Below are 18,676 nucleotides of genomic sequence, written 5' to 3' on the forward strand. Positions count from 1 at the left end.
CGAGATCATCAGCAGCAGGACCATGCTTCCCTTGAGATTCATCTCCGAGAACCTTGGGTGTTCCATCGTCTGGGTGGATGCAACCAAAACGATAACGATCACATACGAGTCGTGAAGATGGCAGTGTAGACAGAGGGAGAACGGCTCTTCATGTAGTGTTCAAGCACGGCACCGGGAGAGGATCGGCGTTTCTCGAAAAGTCAGTATTGATGCACCTGTTGTGGCACAATATGGTCAGGTGGTGGAGCCGAGGGGATTCGAACCCCTGACCTCATCCGTGCGAGGGATGCGCTCTCCCAGCTGAGCCACGGCCCCATCGACGCCTATTATATGAAATTCGCAGTGATAGTCAAAGTGTCCTTCTGAGGATGTAGCCCTGGAAGCTGGTTTTGGGTTGACTTTGGCAACCTTGGGACTACAATCTGTTAGGTATTAGACAACTTGTTCCTGAGGAGCAATCATGTCCAGACCTGTTGGTCTTATCGTTGGCACGGGCGTCGACAGTGTTCAACTTCTTTCTGATGCGAGCCTCTCCAGCATCAATACCCCGTTTGGTGACGTAAGCTATGTCCGGGGTTCCATGGGTGATGTGGATGTCTGCGTCCTCAAGCGTCACGGGGAAGGTCACGTCGTACCGCCCCATCTCATCAACTACCGTGCCAATATCATGGCCCTGTACATGCTCGGCGTCGAGAAGGTCGTCACGACGAGTGCCGTAGGGTCGCTCAAAAAGTCAATTGCGCCAGGGTCGTATGCGCTGATGGACGGTTTTCTGGACTTCACCAAAGTGCGCGTGCAGACGTTCTTCGAGGTTGGCAAGGTCGTTCACACGGACATGACCCATCCCTACAGTGCAGCCGTCACGGACGTGCTGGCGACGGAGATGTCCGCCCTGGGGCTTTCGCTTCACACGGGTGAAGTGTACGTGGCGGCGGAAGGTCCACGCTTCGAATCGCCACAGGAAGTCCGCATGTATGCGGCCATGGGCGGGTCGGTGGTCGGGATGACGGGCTTGCCCGAGGTGACGCTTGCCCGGGAGGCAGGTCTCGAGTATCAGACAATCGCCATCATTACGAACTACGCGGCCGGCATAAGTGCCTCGCTCCTCACACACAAGGAAGTTCTTGATGCTATGGCTGCAGCATCGACATCGCTGGTGGAGGTCCTGCGCCGATCTCTTCCCCACATCAAGCAACTTCCAGCAGGTGTGGGCGACGATGAGCATCCGCTCGACTTTCTGTTGAATTCATGAGAGTAGAATTGCTGGCTCATACTCCGGACGCGGATGTGCTGTGTGCCTACGCGGCTCACATCTGCTACAGCACCGAACCATTCAACGCCGATCGAAGCGCCGGCATTCTGCGCAAGGTCTGCGGCAACGGACATCTGTCCGTTCTTGAACACGCCAGTTTCACGTTTCTTGTTGAAGGGCTGTCGCGTGCAGCTTCCCATCAGTTGGTTCGGCATCGGCTGGCCTCGTACTCGCAGCAGAGCCTGCGGTTCACAAAGGCTCAGCCGATCTTCGTCTCTCCCCCAGGCCATGATTTCAGACACTTCTATGAGCTGGCTTACGTGGAATACGAACGTCTGCTCGCAGACGGTGTGCATGAGGAAGACGCACGCTATGTCCTTCCACAGGGTGTTGCGTCACGTCTGGTGGTTACGATGAATGCCAGGGAGCTGAGACACTTCTTTGAGCTGCGTTGCTGCCTGAGGGCACAATTCGAGATTCGGGCTCTGGCGTGGCTTATGCTGGCAAAGGCCAAAGCCGCAGCGCCCCTCCTGTTCGAGAATGCCGGCCCGGTGTGTTTACAGGGAATGGAGTGCCCGGAACGTTCGTTTGCGTGTCACCTGAAAACGAAGGGACAGGGAGGAGAATCGGAATGACGGGAGCAATGCTGGCGCTTGTGAAGGAACGTCCAGAGCGGGGGGCAACACTGACGAAGGTAAACATCCCCTCGATCGGAGAGGACGAGGTGCTGGTCAAGATCGACTATGCCTCTATCTGTGGCACAGATGTCCATATCTATGTGTGGAACGAGTGGGCACAGAACCGGATCAAGACTCCGCATATCATGGGCCACGAATTCGCCGGGCACGTCGCGGAGACTGGCAGGTCCGTGCGGGGATTCAAGGAAGGCGATTTCGTCAGTTCCGAGACACACATTTACTGCGGGCACTGCTATCAGTGCCATACGGGGCATAGTGAGGTTTGCCAGAACCTTCAGATCCTGGGAGTGGACCGCGCCGGCGCATTTGCCGAGTATATCGCTGTTCCAGAGCGCGTGCTCTGGAAGAACGACCAGTCTATTCCAGCCGCGTGGGCTTCCATACAGGAGCCGATGGGGAACGCATTGGATACCGTCAATTCCGAGCCGGTAGCAGGGAAGACCGTCCTCGTCACAGGAGCGGGTCCGATCGGAGTGCTGGCCGTGGGGATTGCCAAAGCTTTCGGTGCTACGCAGCTCTTTGTGACGGATCTTTCTGACTATCGACTCGATCTCGCCAAGAGCATGGGTGCGGATTTCGTTCTCAATCCCAGCCGCGACGACATCGAGGGCGTGGTCAGGGAGCAGACGCATGGCATTGGTGTCGACGTCGTGCTGGAGATGTCCGGCAGCGAGAAAGCCATGCACCAGGGCCTGAAGGCGCTGACACCAGGCGGACGCATGTCCATGCTCGGTCTTCCTGAGCGTCCGGTGACCATTGATCTGACCAACGAAGTCATCTTCAAGGAAATCCGCATCTACGGCATCACAGGACGCAAGATCTTCTCAACGTGGCAGACTGTATCCCGACTGCTTGCTTCGCGCATTGTGGATCCGAGTCCTGCCATTACACATCAACTGAAGTTTGAGGACTGGCAGACAGGCATGGACGCCATGGTCGCCGGGACCTGTGGCAAAGTCGTTCTCCAGATTGCGGGGAGGTAGTGGAATGAACGAGAAGTTCCAGGGGATGATGCAGACCGAACTTGACCGGCTCGAAAAAGAAGGGCTCAGTCTCCGCATACGAACGCTCGACTCCGAACAGGGTCCAGCATGTACCATCGATGGCAAGTACGTCGTGAACCTTGCTGCCAACAACTACCTGGGCATCATTGGTCGCAAGGATGTCAAGGAAGCCGCCAAGAAGGCTATCGACGAGTTCGGCGTGGGGTCTGGCGCCGTCAAGACGATCATCGGCAATACGCGCCTGATCGTCGAAGGCGAGAAGAAGCTGGCGAAGTTCAAAGAGGTTGAGGACGTTCTCATGTACCAAGGAGGCCTGACAGCGAATTCTGGTACCATTCCGGCGCTTGTCCATGACGGGGACCTGATCTTCAGCGACGAGCTGAATCACGCCAGCATCATCGACGGTTGCCGTCTCAGCAAGGCGAAGATCGTGCCCTTCAAGCACTGCGGCGTTGCCAGTCTCGAAGAGAAGATCAAGGAATACGAGAGCGAGCCGGGCACAAAGATGATCATCACGGACGGCGTCTTCAGCATGGACGGCGACATTGCTCCGTTGCCCGATATCGTCGAAGTAGCCAAGAAGCATGGCGCAGTCACTATGGTCGATGATGCGCATGGCGAGGGAGTCCTGGGAGATCACGGGCGTGGTATTGTCAATCATTTCCATCTCGAGGGAGAAGTTGATGTCGAGGTCGGAACCATGTCCAAGGCGTTCGGTGTGGTAGGTGGATACGTCGCGGGCACGCACACGCTTGTCGAGTATCTGAAGAACAAGTCCCGCACAATCTTGTTCAGCTCAACCATTACGCCAGCCGATGCCGGTGCAATCCTGAAGGTTATCGACATCTTGACCGAGAGCGACGATCTGGTGCACAAGCTGTGGGAGAACGCAGCGTACTTCAAGGCCAAGATGAAGGCCTATGGGTTTGACACCTGGCGAAGCGAGACCCCGATCACTCCCATCATCATTGGCGATGGACAGCTTGCCAAGAATCTCTCTGCCAAGCTGTTCGAGAAGGGAGTCTTTGCGCAGTCACTCGGCTTCCCGACGGTTCCAAAGGGCTTGGCGCGTATCCGTTGCATGCTGTGTTCGACGCACACGAAGGAACAACTCGACTTTGCGGCCGACATGTTTCATGAGTCGGCTCTCGAGCTAGGCATTCTGAAGAGCTAGGCGTCTGATGTCCTATCCCAGTGTCCAGGCTCTGATCCTAGCCGGAGGACTCGGCACCCGCATGAAGAGCGCAATGCCCAAGGTTCTCCATGATGTCCTTGGCCATCCCATGTTGTGGTACGTTGTTGATGCACTGAAGGACATCGATGTGCAGCCGATTGTCGTTACGCCGGCAGCCAATGAGGCGTTTCGCGCGGCGTTCGGAGACCGCCTGACCTACGCGGTTCAGCCTGAACAGCATGGCAGCGGTCACGCCGTCCAGTGTGGCATGGACTACGTTTCTGCGGAGTACGTCCTCGTATGCAACGGGGATGATCCCCTTCCAGCCGCAGAGGACTACCGCGTGTTCCTTGACGAGAGTCTCGCTGAACATGCAGACGCGGCAGTTCTTGCGGCGTATCTCGAAGACGCCGGCCAACTGGGACGCGTCGTGCGGACCGTGGACGGAGCATTTGCAGGCATTGTCGAGGCACGAGACGCGCGACCGGAACAACTTGGTATTCAGGAGATCAACACGGGCATTTACGTGTTCCGTTCGGCGGAGCTTCGCAGGTGGCTGGCACGGATGAAGTCGAACAATGCTCAGGGTGAGTACTACATTACAGAATGTTTCTCAATGGCTGTGCAGGACGGCAGTCATGTGCATTGCCCTGTGGCTCGCGGCACATGGGAGATGTCTGGGGTGAACGATCGGGCGGAGCTCGCGCTGGCTGCCGGCCTTCTTCAGCGGCGGAAGTTGGACCATCTCTACCGGGAGGGCGTCACCATCAACATGCCGGGAACAGTCCATGTCGATTGGGACGTCGTTGTCGGACGCGATTCGGAGATCCGGCAAGGTTCGTGTCTGAAGGGAAGCACCAAGGTAGGCAACTCCAGTGTCATTGGACCCAACACGATTCTCATCGACGCGCAGGTGGGCGATGAGACAACGGTTCTGGCTTCGCTCGTGGAGGGCTCCACCATAGGCAGCAACTGTGCAGTTGGTCCCTTTTCCTACATCCGGCCGGGGACTCAGACGGCCGAACGATCAAAGGTTGGCGCTTTCTGCGAACTCAAGGCCTCATCCCTGGGAGTAGGGAGCAAGGTCCCACATCTTTCGTACATCGGCGACGCTGACATTGCCGAGAACGTCAATGTCGGAGCTGGCACGATCACCTGCAACTACGACGGATTCACGCATACCAAGCACCACACGGTCATCGAGAAAGACGTCTTCATCGGCGCCAACAACAATCTGGTCGCCCCAGTGACGATTCATGAAGGAGCGTACACTGCGACCGGGTCGACGATCACCCATGATGTACCTCCGGAAGCTCTTGCCATCGCACGAGCGGTGCAAGTCGACAAAGAGGGATGGGTCAGGAGGAAGAAACATGGACAGTGAGTATAACCCGATCAAGATCTTCTCTGGCAACGCAAACAAACCGTTGGCCGAGAAGGTTGCGTCCTATCTTGGCATTCCTCTCGGTCAGGCTGAGATTGGCCGTTTCCCCGACGAAGAGATCAAACTGCGTATCAGCGAGAACGTGCGGGGGCTGAACGTCTACGTCATCCAACCCACTAATGCACCTGCAGAGAATCTGTTGGAACTGTTGATTCTGCTTGACGCTCTGAAACGCGCTTCAGCCGCGAGCATAACAGCGATCATCCCGTTTTTCGGCTATGCGCGCCAAGATCGGAAAGTTCGCTCGCGAGAACCCATCAGTGCCAAACTGGTAGCAAATCTCGTGACCGTGGCGGGTGCAGACCGCGTGGTCGCAATCGACCTCCATGCCGCCCAGATTCAGGGCTTCTTCGACATCCCTGCCGACAACCTGACGGCCATGGTCCAGTTTGCGCAGTACATCAAGCGCAAGGAGCTGGAAGACCTCGTTGTCCTGTCTCCCGATGTGGGAGGCGTGGCACGGGCCAGTACGTTTGCCCAAACCATTCATGCTTCGCAGGCCCTGTTTGTGAAGAGGCGTCTTTCGCCGGACACGGTCGAGATTCAGTCACTCATCGGCGATGTACGAGGCAAGAACGTGATTATCGCTGACGATGCAATCCATACGGGCAATACGATGTTGAACGCCTGCAACCGTGCCCTGACCGAGGGTGCCAAGAGTGTCATTGCCTGTGCGACTCATGCCGTCTTTGCGGGGGACTCCCTTGGATTGTTTGCTCGGTCGAACTTCAGCGAAGTGATTGTGACAGATACGATGTTTGTCCCTGGACGCGAATATCCCTCGATGTTTACAGTGTTGTCGGTGTCGGAGCTCATTGCCAAAGCTATCTACAGCATCCACAACCACTCGTCAGTCTCTGCCCTGTTCCAGCTGTGACAGTCTGAAGGCTGTCTACTTGATTCGGAGCTGATTTGAGATATAGTATCAGAAGTGTGCCGGTATCTTATGAGTAAGGAGTTGGTATGCAAAGAGTAGCGATAGAAGCCGTTGTCCGTGAAAGCGGCAAGCATGGCAAGCTGGGCGCCCTGCGCAGGCAGGGCTTCATTCCAGGAGTGGTTTATGGGCGGGGGATGACCCCTCAGTCTGTTGCTGTTCCGGTGCGTGCATTTGAGCGCATCCGTCGTACGACTGGGGAGTTCGCCATCGTCGACCTTCAGTTTGAGGATAGCAATACTATGACCACTGTTGTGCACGAGTGCCAGATGAACCCGATCCGGGACACGTATACACATGTCGACTTCCTGTCCATTTCTCTTGACGAACCACTGACGAGCAAGATCCCGATTCGCCCCATCGGAACAGCTATCGGTCTCAAGGAAGGCGGAGTGCTCGAGCACTCACTGTACGAGCTCGAAGTCGAGGCTCTTCCGCTCGACATTCCCGACTATCTGGAGGTTGACGTTTCCGACCTCGGACTGAAGCATTCCATCCATGTTGCTGATCTGAAGCTTGGCGACAAGGTAAAGGTGCTTACAAACGAAACGGCGACGGTCTTCTCGGTTGTTGCGCCAGCTGTCGAAGAAGCCCCGCCTGTTCCTGAGGAGGGTGTTGCGGTCGAGGGCGCTGTTCCTCCAGTTGGAACTGTTCCTGCGGTGGGAAGTGTCCCTGCGGTGGGAACTGCTCCTGCTGCCGCTCCTGCTGAGGTCGCTGCGAAGACAGCATCGAAGAAGTAGCACGACTCAACTGTTGTCTGCTCTGCATCAATCGCTCCATATACGCTGGCCCTCGAGGGCCAGCGTTTTTGCTGTCCACGTCTTCCACAAAGGCTTCTCGTGAGACTACTGTTCATCGGTGATGTCTTCGGCCGCCCGGGGCGTACGATTGTACGGCGACTGCTCCCACAGCTCAAGGCAGAGCAGCAGCCCACTGTCGTCGTGGCCAACGCGGAGAACGCGACACATGGGACCGGCATGACCCGGTCCGCGTTTGAAGAACTCACCGCTGCAGGAGTCGACATATTCACGGGGGGCAATCACACGCTTGGCAAGCCGGAAATTCTTGACCTGATGCAGGAACACCCGACCGTATTGTGTCCCGGCAATGTCAGTCCCGCCCTCAGGCGTCACGGGTTCGTTATCTGGCAGACGCCGGATGGTCCCATAGCCGTCGTCAACGTGATGGGACAGTATTGCATGAACGGTGTCGACAACCCCTTCCGATACATGGAAGAAGTATTGGGTGACCCAGAAATTGGGGCGGTGCGTGTGAAAGTCGTCGATTTTCATGCGGAGGCCACAGCGGAGAAGGCAGTGATGCTGCGTCTGCTGGACGGCCGCATTTCGGCAGTACTCGGAACACATACGCATGTTCCAACTGCGGATGCGCGCGTCACGGCTGCAGGCACCGCGTTTATTACCGATGTTGGCATGACTGGGGTACGATCCTCGATCATCGGCCTGGACCCGGAAGTCATGATGCGCCGTTTTGAGACAGGCATCATGTATGCACCCCGCGTCGCGGAGGGCGATGCGACGTTGATGGCCGTCGTGGTCGACATCGATGCATCCACGGGGAGCAGCACATCGATAACGCTCCTGCAGAGGGACCACTGACATGGCTGGGTTCCTCATCAAGACCTTCGGTTGCCAGTTCAACGAGCTGTACAGCGCTACGATCGCTGACGCGCTGAGACGTGGAGGACATCGGCCTTCTGATAGTCTTGGCGAAGCATCACTTGTCATCATCAATACGTGTGCAGTCCGCGAGAAGGCAGAGGAGAAGGCCTTCAGCTTTCTCGGAGAAGCCGCAAAGCTCGTTGGTGCCAGTCGTATCGTGTTCATGGGTTGCACAGCCACACTCGACAGACAACGAGCGGTTCGCATTGCAGGTCGTGGTCTAAACGTCGTGGAAGGCACAGCGGGCATGGAGCAAGTGCTTTCCCTCGTAGGGACTATAGTACCGCTCGGTGAAGTGGATTGCACGGCTCCTCGCTCGCTGTTCCCCACGGCAGACATCGAACTCATTCGTGGATGTGAGAGCTACTGCACCTATTGCATCGTTCCGAGGTCTCGAGGTCCCGAGGTCGTTATCGACGCCGGCGAAGTCCTGCATCGAGCCGAACGGGCCATTGGGAGTGGTTTCTCTGAGTTGCTCTTCCTGGGACAGAACATCAACAGGTATCGGTCGAGCCTTGGAGGACTGGTTGAGACCATGTTTGCGGTTGATGAACTTGACGGCAACTTCTGGTTCTGGTTCCTGAGCTCTCATCCAGCAAACTTCACACCGGAAGAAGTGAAACGGGTCATGGGGCTGCGGCACATCGAGCATCGATTGCACCTTCCCCTGCAGTCGGGGAGTGACCGCATTCTCGAGCGGATGAACCGACGGTACTCAATTGCAGATTATGCCAGACTGGTGGAACCCATCCGCGAGAACGCCGACTGGACACTGACAACAGACATTATTGTAGGCTTTCCCGGGGAAACGAATGATGATTTTGCCGCCACGGTCGACGTGGTCCGTGGGTTCCGGTTCGATGGAGTCTTCCTTGCCAAATACTCCGACAGGCCTGGTACGCCAGCGTCCAGAATGCAGGACAAGGTCCCGCCTGCGCTCATCGACGAACGGCACTCCGCCCTGCTCAGCATCGTCCAAGGTCTCAGCGAACAAAGCAACCAGGTGCTGGTGGGCAGATGCGTCGACGTGCTCGTCCTAACTGTACATGCAGGCGGCAATGCCTTTGGAAGGTCGATCGATGGCAGGAATGTCTGGTTCTCGTGTTCTGAACCAGCGCCAGGAATTGGTACATTCGTCAGTGTGACTATTGACCATGGCTCGAGAGAAGGGTTGTATGGCACCCGAGTCTGCTAGTCTCCCATTGATTGTAGGCATTGTTGGCGCCACCGGAACGGGCAAGACTGTTCTTGCCCTGGGCATTGCCCGTCGTTTCGGAGGATCGATCATCTCTGCCGACTCGATGCAGGTCTACGAGGGGATGGATGTCGGCACGGCGAAACTCAGCCTGTCAGAACGTCTAAGCGTTCCCCATGCTCTCATTGACGTCGTTCCTCCCAGAGAGCACTTCTCCGTCGCGCAATATCAACTCCTGGCACTCGAAGCTGTGAATGCGGCAATCCGCTCGCAGCGTCTGCCGATCCTGGTGGGAGGGACTGGTCTGTACGTGAGGGCTGTCCTCGACGGATACGAGTTTCTACCGGAGAAGCCCGATGCAAGTCTGCGGAGTCAGCTGCGAACGCTATCCGAGGGCGAGCTGCGCGCGCGTCTGAGAGCAATCGATCCTGTGGCGGAACGCGAGATTGCCTCGAACGATGTCAGGCGACTGGAGCGGGCTGTGGAGATGAGTGCTGAGTCGGGAGACCTGCCAAGCGTCCTGAAACGGAGACAGCACCCGGTCCCGTGGCGAGTTCTCCGGATTGGCCTGCGCGCCGAGCGGACCGAACTTTACAGACGGCTTGACCAGCGCGTTGATACCATGGTCTCTGCAGGAATGGAAGAGGAAGTGCGGCGTCTGCTGGCCGAAGGCCTGAACTCTGACGACACCGCGATGCAGGGTATAGGCTATAAAGAGCTGAGCGCCTGGATGCGCGCAGAGATAGGGCGCGATGAGGCGATCGAGCTTTGGAAAAGGCGGACACGCAATTACGCAAAACGTCAGGAGACATGGTTCAGAAGAGAGAAGGACGTTCATTGGATCGATGTATCCAGTCAAACACCTGATTCGGTTCTGGCGCAGGCTGCTGCCCTCGTCGAATCAGCCGCTGGAGGACAGGACGGATGATCACGGAACGTCAGCTAATGGAACGGGCGCAGCAGCTCGAGGTGGAGTATGCGACCGAAATTGCAGATATTCGTGCAGTTCAACGTCGAAACTTCATGCGTATCCTTGACGCATTTCACACGGTTGGCTTGTCGACATCGGACCTTCGCCCGATGTCCGGTTATGGCATCGGGGATAACTTGCGAGACAAGACCGAACGCGTCTTTGCCCGTCTGTACGGTGCACAAGCTGCACTGGTGCGCCCGCAGATCATCTCTGGCACCCATGCTCTGGCCATCGCGCTGTTCGGGGTGCTTCGCCCCGGAGATTTGTTGTGCTCCGTGACTGGGGCTCCCTACGATACGATGGAGGAGATCATCGGAATCCGCCCGTCTGATGGTTCGCTTGCAGAGTTTGGTGTCAGTTATGCCCAATGTGACATCACGGCATCCCCTGCAGAGCAGTGGGAGGAGCACCTCGAGAGGTGCTTCTCGACTCAGTTGCCGAAAGTTGTCCTGATTCAGCGGAGTCGTGGATACAAGCGCATCCGGGCGCTTCGTGAGGGTGAGATCGCGCGCATGATCTCCTCCGTGAAAGATGTCTCGCCCGAGAGTCTAGTCCTTGTCGACAACTGCTATGGCGACCTTCTCGAGGATCGTGAACCGACAATGGACGGCGCAGATCTGCTGGCCTCGTCGTTCATGAAGAACATTGGAGCGGGGATTGCCCCGACGGGGGGCTACGTGGTGGGGACTTCCAGGGCCGTGGCCCTGGCCGCAACCCGGTACTCAAGTCCGGGAGTGGGTGCTGAGATTGGGCCGAATCTTGGATTTGCCGAGACGTTCCTGCGGAGTCTGCTCTTTGCTCCGATGGTAATTGAGCAGGTCCTGACGGGAAACGTTCTTGCCAGCGCCCTTCTGCAGGAAAACGGCTTCGTCGTGGATCCGGGCCCTCATGAGCTCCGTGGCGACATTGTGCTGCGCATTGAGTGTGGGTCAAGGGAACGGTTCGCAGCGTTTGCGCGCGCCGTGCAGGAGTGTTCTGCACTGGACGCCGATGCCGTACCCGAGCCGAGCCCCATGCAGGGATATGAGACGGAAGTCCTGATGGCAGGTGGAACCTTTGTCCAGGGATCCACGATTGAACTGAGTTTCGACGGCCTCTTTCGCGAGCCGTACGTCGGATATTTGCAGGGAGGTCTGAATGCATGGCAGGTGGTGCAGGCGACCGCGCGAGGAATCGTGTATAGTATGAATGTGCGCAAGTAGTGTCGCCACATGCCATTCGTGATAGAATATTCGAACGACGAAATGCCGGAAAAAACGATGGGAGGTCGTTATGACAGGTTTAGCGAGAGTTGATCCGGAAGTAGCTGACGCACTGAACAAGGAACTGCACCGCCAGCAGAACAATATTGAGCTCATCGCTTCTGAGAACTTTGTGTCCGAAGAAGTCTTGGCCGTGCAGGGTTCAGTCCTGACAAACAAGTACGCCGAGGGATACCCGGGAAAACGCTACTATGGCGGTTGTGAGTATGTTGATGTCATCGAGACGCTAGCTATTGAGCGTGCCAAGGCGCTTTTCGGTGCGGAGGGGGCAAACGTTCAGCCCCACTCGGGAACGCAAGCCAACCTTGAGGTCTACTTCTCCGTTCTACAGCCAGGAGACACGATCCTGAGCATGTCTCTTGCCGACGGTGGGCATCTGAGTCACGGAAGCCCCGTGTCGCTGGTGGGCAAACTGTTTCACATCGTCTCCTATGGCGTTCTGAAGGACACCGAGACAATTGACTATGACCAGGTAGCCGAGCTGGCCCGAACAGAGCATCCCAAGCTGATCATCGCAGGAGCGAGTGCGTACCCGCGCATCATCGATTTCCCCCGCTTCCGTGAGATCGCCGATTCGGTGGGGGCTTTGCTCATGGTAGACATGGCCCACATAGCTGGGCTGGTCGCCGTAGGACTCCATCCCTCACCGGTGCCGTATGCGGATTTTGTCACGACGACCACACATAAAACACTTCGCGGTCCTCGAGGAGGCATCATCCTCTACAAGGAAAAGTACGCCAAGCAGCTCAACAGCGCTGTGTTCCCTGGCAGTCAGGGAGGTCCTCTTGAGCATGTCATCGCGGCGAAGGCAGTCGCGCTGAGACAAGCTGCGTCTCCCGAATTTGCCGCCTATCAGAAGCAGGTTCTCGCTAACGCAAGAGCCTTGGCACAGGCGCTGACGGAGCGTGGCTATCGCATCGTTTCCGGCGGCACAGACACTCACCTTATGCTTGTCGATCTAACCTCCAAGGGAGTTACGGGCAAAGAAGTCCAGGCGCTTGTCGAGACCGTAGGCATCACTGTCAACAAGAATGCCATCCCCTTCGATCCATTGCCGCCAAACAAGGCAAGTGGCATACGCCTTGGGACTCCGGCTGTGACCACTCGCGGCATGCGTGAACCGGAGATGGTCGAGATCGCCGCCCTGATCGACGAGACGATCATTGCACGCGAGGACAAGGAGAAGCTGGATAAGATTCGAGCTCGCGTCACTGCGCTGACGGACCGTTTTCCGCTATATGCAGGCAAGATGTACTAGGAGAACTGATGGACCATCGTAACCTCCAGGTGCTGGATCATCCGCTGATACGACACAAACTGACTCTTCTTCGCAACAAGAACACGACGCACAAGGATTTTCGTCAGCTGGCGGAGGAACTTGCCGGGCTCATGACGTACGAGGTAAGCAGGAACATGCGAACCAAGTCATGCCCCATAGAGACCCCGTTGGAGCCCTACGATGGGCAGGAACTGGAGAATGAGGTCACCATCGTGCCTGTGCTTCGAGCCGGGCTCGTCATGGCTCAGGGGATGCTCGACATGATCCCTCACGCCAAGGTGGGACACATCGGTCTGTTCAGAGACGAGAACACTCTGTTGCCGGTTCAGTACTACTGCAAGCTTCCTGAGAGCATTGGTGAGTCAGACGTATTTGTCGTGGACCCAATGCTTGCAACTGGAGGCAGTGCCTCCAAGGCAATTGCACTGGTCAAGGAGCGGCATCCTCGCAGCATCAGCTTCTGTTGTCTTATTGCGGCGCCGGAGGGCATCGAGGTGCTGCAGCGTGAGCATCCCGACGTAAAAATCGTCACTCTGGAAATTGACCGTCGTTTGAATGAGAATGGATATATTCTTCCTGGTCTTGGCGATGCCGGGGACAGGATATACGGGACAAAGTAGTCCATGCATCTTGTGATTACGCAGGCACAGCTCTGGTCGTTCCTCGTGGCTCTGGTGCTGAGTCTTGTGCTGACACCGGGGTTCATGAAACTTGGTCTGCGTCTTGGCATCACCGACAAGCCGGCAGCAAGTGCTGAGGCGAACATCGACGGGCAAAGGTACAGGGTGAATCGGAAGGTGACTCCCCGCACCGGTGGCATCGCCATCGTGATCGCGTTCATGGTGTCTGTGTTCTTCTTCGATTCACTCACGATGCAGTTGAAGGGAATCCTTGTCGGCGGGGGTATCGTGTTCATTGGCATGCTCCTGGACGATATGTTCGACATCCCCGCGTTGCTGAAACTGCTGATACAATCAGTGGCAGCAATCGTCGTCATTGCGTTTGGGGTCCGCGTGACCGCGTTTACCAACTTCCTGCATGGAGGATTCATCCCGCTTGGCATCGGTGGCATCATCCTTACGTATTTCTGGATCGTGGGAATCACGAATGCGCTGAACCTCATCGATGGACTGGACGGTCTTGCGGGCGGCGTCGCTGCGCTGATTCTCCTCGCAATGTTCTTCTTTGCCGCGCTCAAGGGCATGGCAACCATGGGGGCCATCCTTGTTGCGCTGCTCGGCGCTGTCCTTGGATTCCTTGTCTTCAACTACAATCCGGCAAAGGTGTTTCTTGGTGACGCCGGGTCCGAGTTTCTTGGGTTCATGATCGCGAGCCTCTCCGTCTATGGTGCCCTCAAATTGCCGACGACTGTCATGTTCATTGTTTCGATCTTCGCGCTCGGCATTCCCATCGTCGAGACAGTCTCGAGCATTTTCCGCCGGACGGCGAGGCACAAATCTCCCTTGAAGGGAGACAATGGGCATTTCCACTATCTGCTGCTGTTCCGGGGGTGGAGCCAGCGGCGTATCACGACGCTGTACTACTTGGTGACGTTCGTGCTGTGCTCGATCGGGCTGGCCATCGCCCTTCTGGGAGTCCACTGACATGCGTCGCAACATTCTGTCCATCTTTGGCACGCGGCCTGAGGCGATCAAGATGGCGCCCATCGTCAAGGCGCTGGAGGCCGATCCTAGGTTCGACAGTCATGTGCTCCTGACTGGCCAGCACATGCAGATGCTGGACGACGTCGTGCAAATGTTCGAGATCCTGGTGTGGCGAGATCTCAACGTCATGAAGCATCGCCAAACGCTTCCGTACCTGACGGCGGCGCTTGCAACGCAGATTTCCGATGCACTAGCTGAGCTGCAGCCGGACATGGTTCTGGTTCACGGAGACACCACCACCACGTTCATGGGAGCTCTCGCGGCGACCTATGCAAAGATCCCGGTCAGTCATGTCGAGGCAGGACTCAGGTCCCATCAGAAGTTCAGCCCTTTCCCCGAGGAAGTGAACCGCATGCTTACAGATCAGGTTTCCGACCTCTGCTTCGCGCCCACTGAGGAGGCCAGACAGAATCTCCTGCATGCAGGTATCGACACCAGCAGGATCGATGTCGTCGGAAACTCAATCGTGGACGCCGTGCACATGGCCTTGCCTCACCTTCGTGCTCCGGACATGATGTCGAAGGTTCGGCCGGGCAGTCCCATGGTTATTATTACGGCACACCGTCGCGAAAATTGGGATACCGGCATTGCGATCTTCTCTGACGCGCTCGTGAAGCTCTCCAGTTCGCATCCGGAATTGACGTTTGTCTTTCCGGTACATCTCAACCCCGTTGTGCGAGAAACAGTGTTCGGGATTGCGGCGGGCCTGCCGAACGTCGTGCTCACCGACCCTCTTCCCTACTTCGATTTCCTGTATCTACTTGAACACTGTGCCGCCGTTCTCAGCGACTCGGGCGGGATTCAGGAAGAGTCCGTGACGCTTCATAAGCCGATGCTGCTGCTTCGTGAGGTCACCGAGCGTCCCGAGGCTGTGACAAGCGGCTGGGTCAAGCTGGTCGGCCAGGACGAGGACCTTATCGTCTCGTCGTTCGAGCATCTCGTGGCAAGTGGTTTTGTAGTTTTGGGCGCGGATGGGGTCAACCCATATGGCGATGGGACAACTGCGGTGCAGATACTCGCTCGCATCGACGATTATTTCAATGCAACTCACTGAGGAGGGTAACGTATGACCACGGAACAGAGCTTTCTCATCGAGGGAGGTAACTCGCTCCACGGTTCGGTCCGCTGCAGTGGCGCCAAGAACTCGATCCTGCCGCTGGTGGCGGCTGCGATTGCTGTCCGCGACGTTGTGAGTTTCCAGAATGTTCCGGACATCAGCGACCTCCAGTCTCTCCTCACCCTTATTCAGGCGATGGGCGTCAAGGTGGTTTCCTTCATTGATGGAGAGCTGGTGCTCGACACCCGCGGACCCATTGAGACGCATGTCGAGAACACCAATGGCTATAGCTTGCGCGGGACGCAGACATTAGTAGGAGCACTTCTTGGGCGCGAGCACAGGGCAATGCTCCCATCGCTGGGCGGCTGCAGTATCGGTGCTCGACCCATCGACCTTCACATCAAGGGACTGCGAGCCATGGGCACACAGTTCGAGTGGAAAGACGGTTATCTTATCGGTCAGGCCACAGCTCTCAAGGCCTGTGATGTCTACCTTGATTTTCCTAGCGTGGGTGCGACTGAGAATCTCCTGTTGGCAGCTGCTCTTGCCGAAGGTACGACACGTGTCTTCAACGCAGCTCAGGAGCCGGAGGTGTATGATCTCATCTCTTTCCTCAACAAGGCGGGCGCCCGCATCGTACCCGTTTTCCCGTTCGGATTCCGTATCGAGGGGGTCGCTCAGCTGCACGGTGCGTCGCACCGCATCATCGGCGACCGCATCGAAGCGTCGACACTGATGGTGGCCACGGCCATTACGCAGGGCGAGGTTACCATCACGGGCATCGACGCCCGCCATATCTGGTCGATTATCGCCAAGTTGCGAGAGACGGGGGCGATGGTCGAGGTAGAGGGGGATGACGCCGTTGTCGTCAAGGGCGTTCCAGAGTATCGGTCGACGGATATCCGTACCCTGACGTTCCCGGGGTATGCGACGGATGCCCAGCCTCCGATGACCGCGTATCTGACATTAGCGCGTGGCAATTCGGTCGTTGTGGAAAGTATCTTCGAGAACCGGTTCGGTGCCATTCTCGAGCTCGAGCGCATGGGCGCCCGCATCAAGGTATCGGAAGAGACGGCGATTATCGAGGGTGTGGAGTCGTTGAACTCGGCGACAGTCCAGGCAAAGGATTTGCGGGGCGGTGCCGCTCTGGTGCTCGCCGGCCTTGCAGCGCATGGCACAACGACAGTGAAATCGATCCAACATATCGACCGGGGATACGAAGCGCTCGAAAGCAAGCTGTTTCAACTGGGCGCACACGTGACTCGTGTCACTCAACCGGAGGCATAGACAATGATAGAACAGGAGCAGGTTCTTGACGCCCTACGGGCCGTCTACGACCCCGAAATTCCAATTAACGTCGTTGATCTCGGGCTGATTTACGGAGTAGAGATCACCGCCGATGGGGACGTCACGGTCCGTATGACCATGACTGCTCCGCAGTGTCCGATGAGTGGCTATCTGCTCCAGCAGGCTGAACAGGGAGTTCGGACCGTAGCAGGAGTGCGGAACGTCAAGGTGGATCTTGTATTCGATCCTCCGTGGGAGCCCTCCATGATCAAGGAAGATGCCCTCAAGAGCGCCGGTATTCTCACGGACACTCCGGCCAACCCGGTCGAGGGCGACTGCTCCACGGAAAAATGAAGGAGATCACGCCGCGACAGCCTGCAGGCACGCTGGCGGCGAATCTCGACCAGTTGATCGAAAGCTTTCTGCTGGCACAGGATGTTGGCATCACCAGCAAGGTGGTGTATCGGCGCGCGCTCAAGCGGTTCAAGGAGTTCCTGTCGCTTCGAGAGGCTGCTGGCGGGGTCGGCTATCTGACGAAGACGGATATCGTCCAGTACAAGAGCCATCTGCTGGCGGAGGGGCTGTCGCCTCGGACGGGGAATCTGTACCTTACCTCCGTCCGCCAGTTTTTCAAGTATCTCGAGTCCAACCGCATCTATCCCGATGTGTCCGCGGGCCTCAAAGGCTTCAAGCGTTCGTACGGGTTCAACCGTGATCCGCTTACCCTGCAGCAAGCGCGCGATCTGTTGAATTCCATCGATACGAGCGACATGATCGGCCTGCGAGACTTTGCGATGATCAACCTGATGCTTCGGACAGGTCTTCGCACGATGGAAGTCGTTGGCTCCAACGTCGGAGATATTCGTCAGACGTCCAACGCCACACTCCTCTACGTTCGCAGTAAAGGGAAGGACGCGAAAGATGATTTCGTCGTTCTGACACGAGAGGCATACGAACCGATTGCTCGCTACCTTGCAGCGCGTCACTGCACCGACCCCCGGGCGGCGCTGTTCGTGTCACACAGAAACTACAACGAGGACGGGCGGATCACGACGAAGACTCTGCGGTGTGCGGTGAAACGGCAACTGCTGGCAATCGGTGTGTTCTCCTCGCGCATCTCCGCGCACTCGCTGCGGCATACCTTTGCCACCATGGCCCTTCAGAACGGGGCCACGATAGAACAAGTGCGTGACACGCTCCGACATCAGAATATCACGACGACACAGATCTACGTTCATACGACTGACCGGCTGGAGCACGCGGCCGAAGACACCATCAAGATCTGAGCAGTCTCTGTCTATCCCCATGTGCGGAAAAGTGGCCCTAGGAAGAGATTTCGATTCACGAGACGTGCTGTTTGTCAATGAGATCGCAAAAACCCCCACGTTCTTGAAGAATCACTTAAATCCAACCATGATCCCTGACCAGCGTAGGGCAATTGTAATCAGTGTGTCTTGCCAGGTACTCGCCCGAAAAGCGACTCAATCCCGCTGGGCGTCAGTTGCCCCAACGGTAGAGGAAAGGCTGAGTGAGAGACAATGATATCGAGAGAGGAACAACGAGAGTACTCTCGCAAGTTACTCAACGAAGGTCGGGGCAGTTATCGCCAAGGCAAGAGTTTCGACTATCCGGTGCGTTTTGATGGAGATACCGTTATCATCACCATCCACAAGATATTCCAAAAGAAGGATCTAGCGGATAGGGACTACGACGTCATTGTGGACATGGATGTCTACAACCGCCTCAAAGACGAGAACCGTCGCCTCTTTGT

At 56.9% G+C, this 18,676-nt stretch carries 20 protein-coding genes and 1 tRNA gene; 20 read left to right on the forward strand and 1 reads right to left on the reverse strand.

Annotation, left to right across the window (positions count from 1 at the left end; genetic code table 11):
- Nucleotides 1-7: 7 nt before the first annotated feature.
- The gene (locus SMC7_RS07610; protein WP_413814581.1) at nucleotides 8-115 is read left to right on the forward strand and encodes a stalk domain-containing protein; all 108 of its coding nucleotides are present in this window, start codon (nucleotides 8-10) and stop codon (nucleotides 113-115) included.
- 124 nt (nucleotides 116-239) lie between these two features.
- Here SMC7_RS07610 and SMC7_RS03250 read toward each other — a convergent pair.
- Nucleotides 240-315, reverse strand: a tRNA-Ala gene (locus SMC7_RS03250).
- 145 nt (nucleotides 316-460) lie between these two features.
- On the opposite strand from SMC7_RS03250, the gene SMC7_RS03255 reads away from it, so the two are divergent.
- The 19 genes from SMC7_RS03255 to SMC7_RS03345 all read left to right on the forward strand — a co-directional run.
- On the forward strand, nucleotides 461-1,252 hold the full coding sequence (locus SMC7_RS03255) for an MTAP family purine nucleoside phosphorylase (protein ID WP_119088941.1): 792 nt from the start codon (nucleotides 461-463) through the stop codon (nucleotides 1,250-1,252).
- Complete coding sequence (gene thyX / locus SMC7_RS03260) at nucleotides 1,249-1,887, forward strand: FAD-dependent thymidylate synthase (RefSeq protein ID WP_119088942.1); 639 nt, start codon at nucleotides 1,249-1,251, stop codon at nucleotides 1,885-1,887. Before SMC7_RS03255 ends, thyX begins: the two co-directional genes overlap by 4 nt.
- Nucleotides 1,884-2,933 carry an L-threonine 3-dehydrogenase gene (gene tdh / locus SMC7_RS03265; protein WP_119088943.1) on the forward strand — a complete coding sequence of 350 codons (1,050 nt, stop codon included), beginning with the start codon at nucleotides 1,884-1,886 and terminating at the stop codon, nucleotides 2,931-2,933. The genes thyX and tdh overlap by 4 nt, the downstream gene beginning before the upstream one ends.
- Nucleotides 2,934-2,937: 4 nt before the next feature.
- The gene (locus SMC7_RS03270; protein ID WP_119088944.1) at nucleotides 2,938-4,128 is read left to right on the forward strand and encodes a glycine C-acetyltransferase; all 1,191 of its coding nucleotides are present in this window, start codon (nucleotides 2,938-2,940) and stop codon (nucleotides 4,126-4,128) included.
- A 7-nt stretch (nucleotides 4,129-4,135) separates the two neighbouring features.
- Nucleotides 4,136-5,512, forward strand: coding sequence for a bifunctional UDP-N-acetylglucosamine diphosphorylase/glucosamine-1-phosphate N-acetyltransferase GlmU (gene glmU, locus SMC7_RS03275; protein ID WP_119088945.1), 1,377 nt, complete (start codon nucleotides 4,136-4,138; stop codon nucleotides 5,510-5,512).
- Nucleotides 5,502-6,449: a ribose-phosphate diphosphokinase gene (locus tag SMC7_RS03280; protein WP_119088946.1), complete on the forward strand. Its 948-nt coding sequence runs from the start codon at nucleotides 5,502-5,504 to the stop codon at nucleotides 6,447-6,449. The genes glmU and SMC7_RS03280 overlap by 11 nt, the downstream gene beginning before the upstream one ends.
- A gap of 86 nt (nucleotides 6,450-6,535) precedes the next feature.
- Nucleotides 6,536-7,246: a 50S ribosomal protein L25 gene (locus SMC7_RS03285; protein ID WP_119088947.1), complete on the forward strand. Its 711-nt coding sequence runs from the start codon at nucleotides 6,536-6,538 to the stop codon at nucleotides 7,244-7,246.
- A gap of 99 nt (nucleotides 7,247-7,345) precedes the next feature.
- Nucleotides 7,346-8,125: a TIGR00282 family metallophosphoesterase gene (locus tag SMC7_RS03290; protein ID WP_165845104.1), complete on the forward strand. Its 780-nt coding sequence runs from the start codon at nucleotides 7,346-7,348 to the stop codon at nucleotides 8,123-8,125.
- A gap of 1 nt (nucleotide 8,126) precedes the next feature.
- A complete protein-coding gene (locus SMC7_RS03295; protein ID WP_119088949.1) occupies nucleotides 8,127-9,383 on the forward strand; it encodes a MiaB/RimO family radical SAM methylthiotransferase in 1,257 nt (418 codons plus the stop codon).
- Nucleotides 9,364-10,311, forward strand: a complete 948-nt coding sequence (miaA, locus tag SMC7_RS03300; protein ID WP_165845105.1) for a tRNA (adenosine(37)-N6)-dimethylallyltransferase MiaA — start codon at nucleotides 9,364-9,366, stop codon at nucleotides 10,309-10,311. The genes SMC7_RS03295 and miaA overlap by 20 nt, the downstream gene beginning before the upstream one ends.
- On the forward strand, nucleotides 10,308-11,558 hold the full coding sequence (locus SMC7_RS03305; RefSeq protein WP_119088951.1) for a methionine gamma-lyase family protein: 1,251 nt from the start codon (nucleotides 10,308-10,310) through the stop codon (nucleotides 11,556-11,558). Before miaA ends, SMC7_RS03305 begins: the two co-directional genes overlap by 4 nt.
- A 70-nt stretch (nucleotides 11,559-11,628) precedes the next feature.
- Nucleotides 11,629-12,876, forward strand: a complete 1,248-nt coding sequence (glyA, locus tag SMC7_RS03310) for a serine hydroxymethyltransferase (protein WP_119088952.1) — start codon at nucleotides 11,629-11,631, stop codon at nucleotides 12,874-12,876.
- Between the two features lie 8 nt (nucleotides 12,877-12,884).
- Nucleotides 12,885-13,517 (forward strand): uracil phosphoribosyltransferase, encoded by a 633-nt coding sequence (gene upp, locus SMC7_RS03315; RefSeq protein WP_119088953.1) that lies wholly within the window; start codon nucleotides 12,885-12,887, stop codon nucleotides 13,515-13,517.
- Nucleotides 13,518-13,520: 3 nt separating this feature from the next.
- Nucleotides 13,521-14,501, forward strand: a complete 981-nt coding sequence (locus SMC7_RS03320) for an MraY family glycosyltransferase (RefSeq protein WP_119088954.1) — start codon at nucleotides 13,521-13,523, stop codon at nucleotides 14,499-14,501.
- A 1-nt stretch (nucleotide 14,502) separates the two neighbouring features.
- Complete coding sequence (gene wecB, locus SMC7_RS03325; protein ID WP_119088955.1) at nucleotides 14,503-15,615, forward strand: non-hydrolyzing UDP-N-acetylglucosamine 2-epimerase; 1,113 nt, start codon at nucleotides 14,503-14,505, stop codon at nucleotides 15,613-15,615.
- A 12-nt stretch (nucleotides 15,616-15,627) separates the two neighbouring features.
- A complete protein-coding gene (murA, locus tag SMC7_RS03330) occupies nucleotides 15,628-16,905 on the forward strand; it encodes a UDP-N-acetylglucosamine 1-carboxyvinyltransferase (RefSeq protein ID WP_119088956.1) in 1,278 nt (425 codons plus the stop codon).
- 3 nt (nucleotides 16,906-16,908) lie between these two features.
- Complete coding sequence (locus tag SMC7_RS03335) at nucleotides 16,909-17,259, forward strand: metal-sulfur cluster assembly factor (RefSeq protein WP_119088957.1); 351 nt, start codon at nucleotides 16,909-16,911, stop codon at nucleotides 17,257-17,259.
- Complete coding sequence (locus tag SMC7_RS03340; protein WP_119088958.1) at nucleotides 17,256-18,191, forward strand: tyrosine-type recombinase/integrase; 936 nt, start codon at nucleotides 17,256-17,258, stop codon at nucleotides 18,189-18,191. The genes SMC7_RS03335 and SMC7_RS03340 overlap by 4 nt, the downstream gene beginning before the upstream one ends.
- A 252-nt stretch (nucleotides 18,192-18,443) precedes the next feature.
- On the forward strand, nucleotides 18,444-18,676 hold a 233-nt coding region (locus tag SMC7_RS03345; protein ID WP_133298276.1), incomplete at its 3' end, for a hypothetical protein.

This window comes from Candidatus Cryosericum terrychapinii (genome assembly GCF_003570925.1).
GTDB classification, from domain to species: Bacteria; Caldisericota; Caldisericia; order Cryosericales; family Cryosericaceae; genus Cryosericum; species Cryosericum terrychapinii.

What these genes read in the sequence shown, in the direction of transcription:
- SMC7_RS03295 (WP_119088949.1), top strand. Translation starts at nt 8,127, where the DNA reads ATGGCTGGGTTCCTCATCAAGACCTTCGGTTGCCAGTTCAACGAGCTG.
- SMC7_RS03340 (WP_119088958.1), top strand. Translation starts at nt 17,256, where the DNA reads ATGAAGGAGATCACGCCGCGACAGCCTGCAGGCACGCTGGCGGCGAAT.
- SMC7_RS03255 (WP_119088941.1), top strand. Translation starts at nt 461, where the DNA reads ATGTCCAGACCTGTTGGTCTTATCGTTGGCACGGGCGTCGACAGTGTT.
- upp (WP_119088953.1), top strand. Translation starts at nt 12,885, where the DNA reads ATGGACCATCGTAACCTCCAGGTGCTGGATCATCCGCTGATACGACAC.
- SMC7_RS03335 (WP_119088957.1), top strand. Translation starts at nt 16,909, where the DNA reads ATGATAGAACAGGAGCAGGTTCTTGACGCCCTACGGGCCGTCTACGAC.
- glyA (WP_119088952.1), top strand. Translation starts at nt 11,629, where the DNA reads ATGACAGGTTTAGCGAGAGTTGATCCGGAAGTAGCTGACGCACTGAAC.
- SMC7_RS03270 (WP_119088944.1), top strand. Translation starts at nt 2,938, where the DNA reads ATGAACGAGAAGTTCCAGGGGATGATGCAGACCGAACTTGACCGGCTC.
- thyX (WP_119088942.1), top strand. Translation starts at nt 1,249, where the DNA reads ATGAGAGTAGAATTGCTGGCTCATACTCCGGACGCGGATGTGCTGTGT.
- murA (WP_119088956.1), top strand. Translation starts at nt 15,628, where the DNA reads ATGACCACGGAACAGAGCTTTCTCATCGAGGGAGGTAACTCGCTCCAC.
- miaA (WP_165845105.1), top strand. Translation starts at nt 9,364, where the DNA reads ATGGCACCCGAGTCTGCTAGTCTCCCATTGATTGTAGGCATTGTTGGC.
- tdh (WP_119088943.1), top strand. Translation starts at nt 1,884, where the DNA reads ATGACGGGAGCAATGCTGGCGCTTGTGAAGGAACGTCCAGAGCGGGGG.
- SMC7_RS03280 (WP_119088946.1), top strand. Translation starts at nt 5,502, where the DNA reads ATGGACAGTGAGTATAACCCGATCAAGATCTTCTCTGGCAACGCAAAC.
- SMC7_RS03285 (WP_119088947.1), top strand. Translation starts at nt 6,536, where the DNA reads ATGCAAAGAGTAGCGATAGAAGCCGTTGTCCGTGAAAGCGGCAAGCAT.
- wecB (WP_119088955.1), top strand. Translation starts at nt 14,503, where the DNA reads ATGCGTCGCAACATTCTGTCCATCTTTGGCACGCGGCCTGAGGCGATC.
- SMC7_RS03305 (WP_119088951.1), top strand. Translation starts at nt 10,308, where the DNA reads ATGATCACGGAACGTCAGCTAATGGAACGGGCGCAGCAGCTCGAGGTG.
- SMC7_RS03320 (WP_119088954.1), top strand. Translation starts at nt 13,521, where the DNA reads ATGCATCTTGTGATTACGCAGGCACAGCTCTGGTCGTTCCTCGTGGCT.
- glmU (WP_119088945.1), top strand. Translation starts at nt 4,136, where the DNA reads ATGTCCTATCCCAGTGTCCAGGCTCTGATCCTAGCCGGAGGACTCGGC.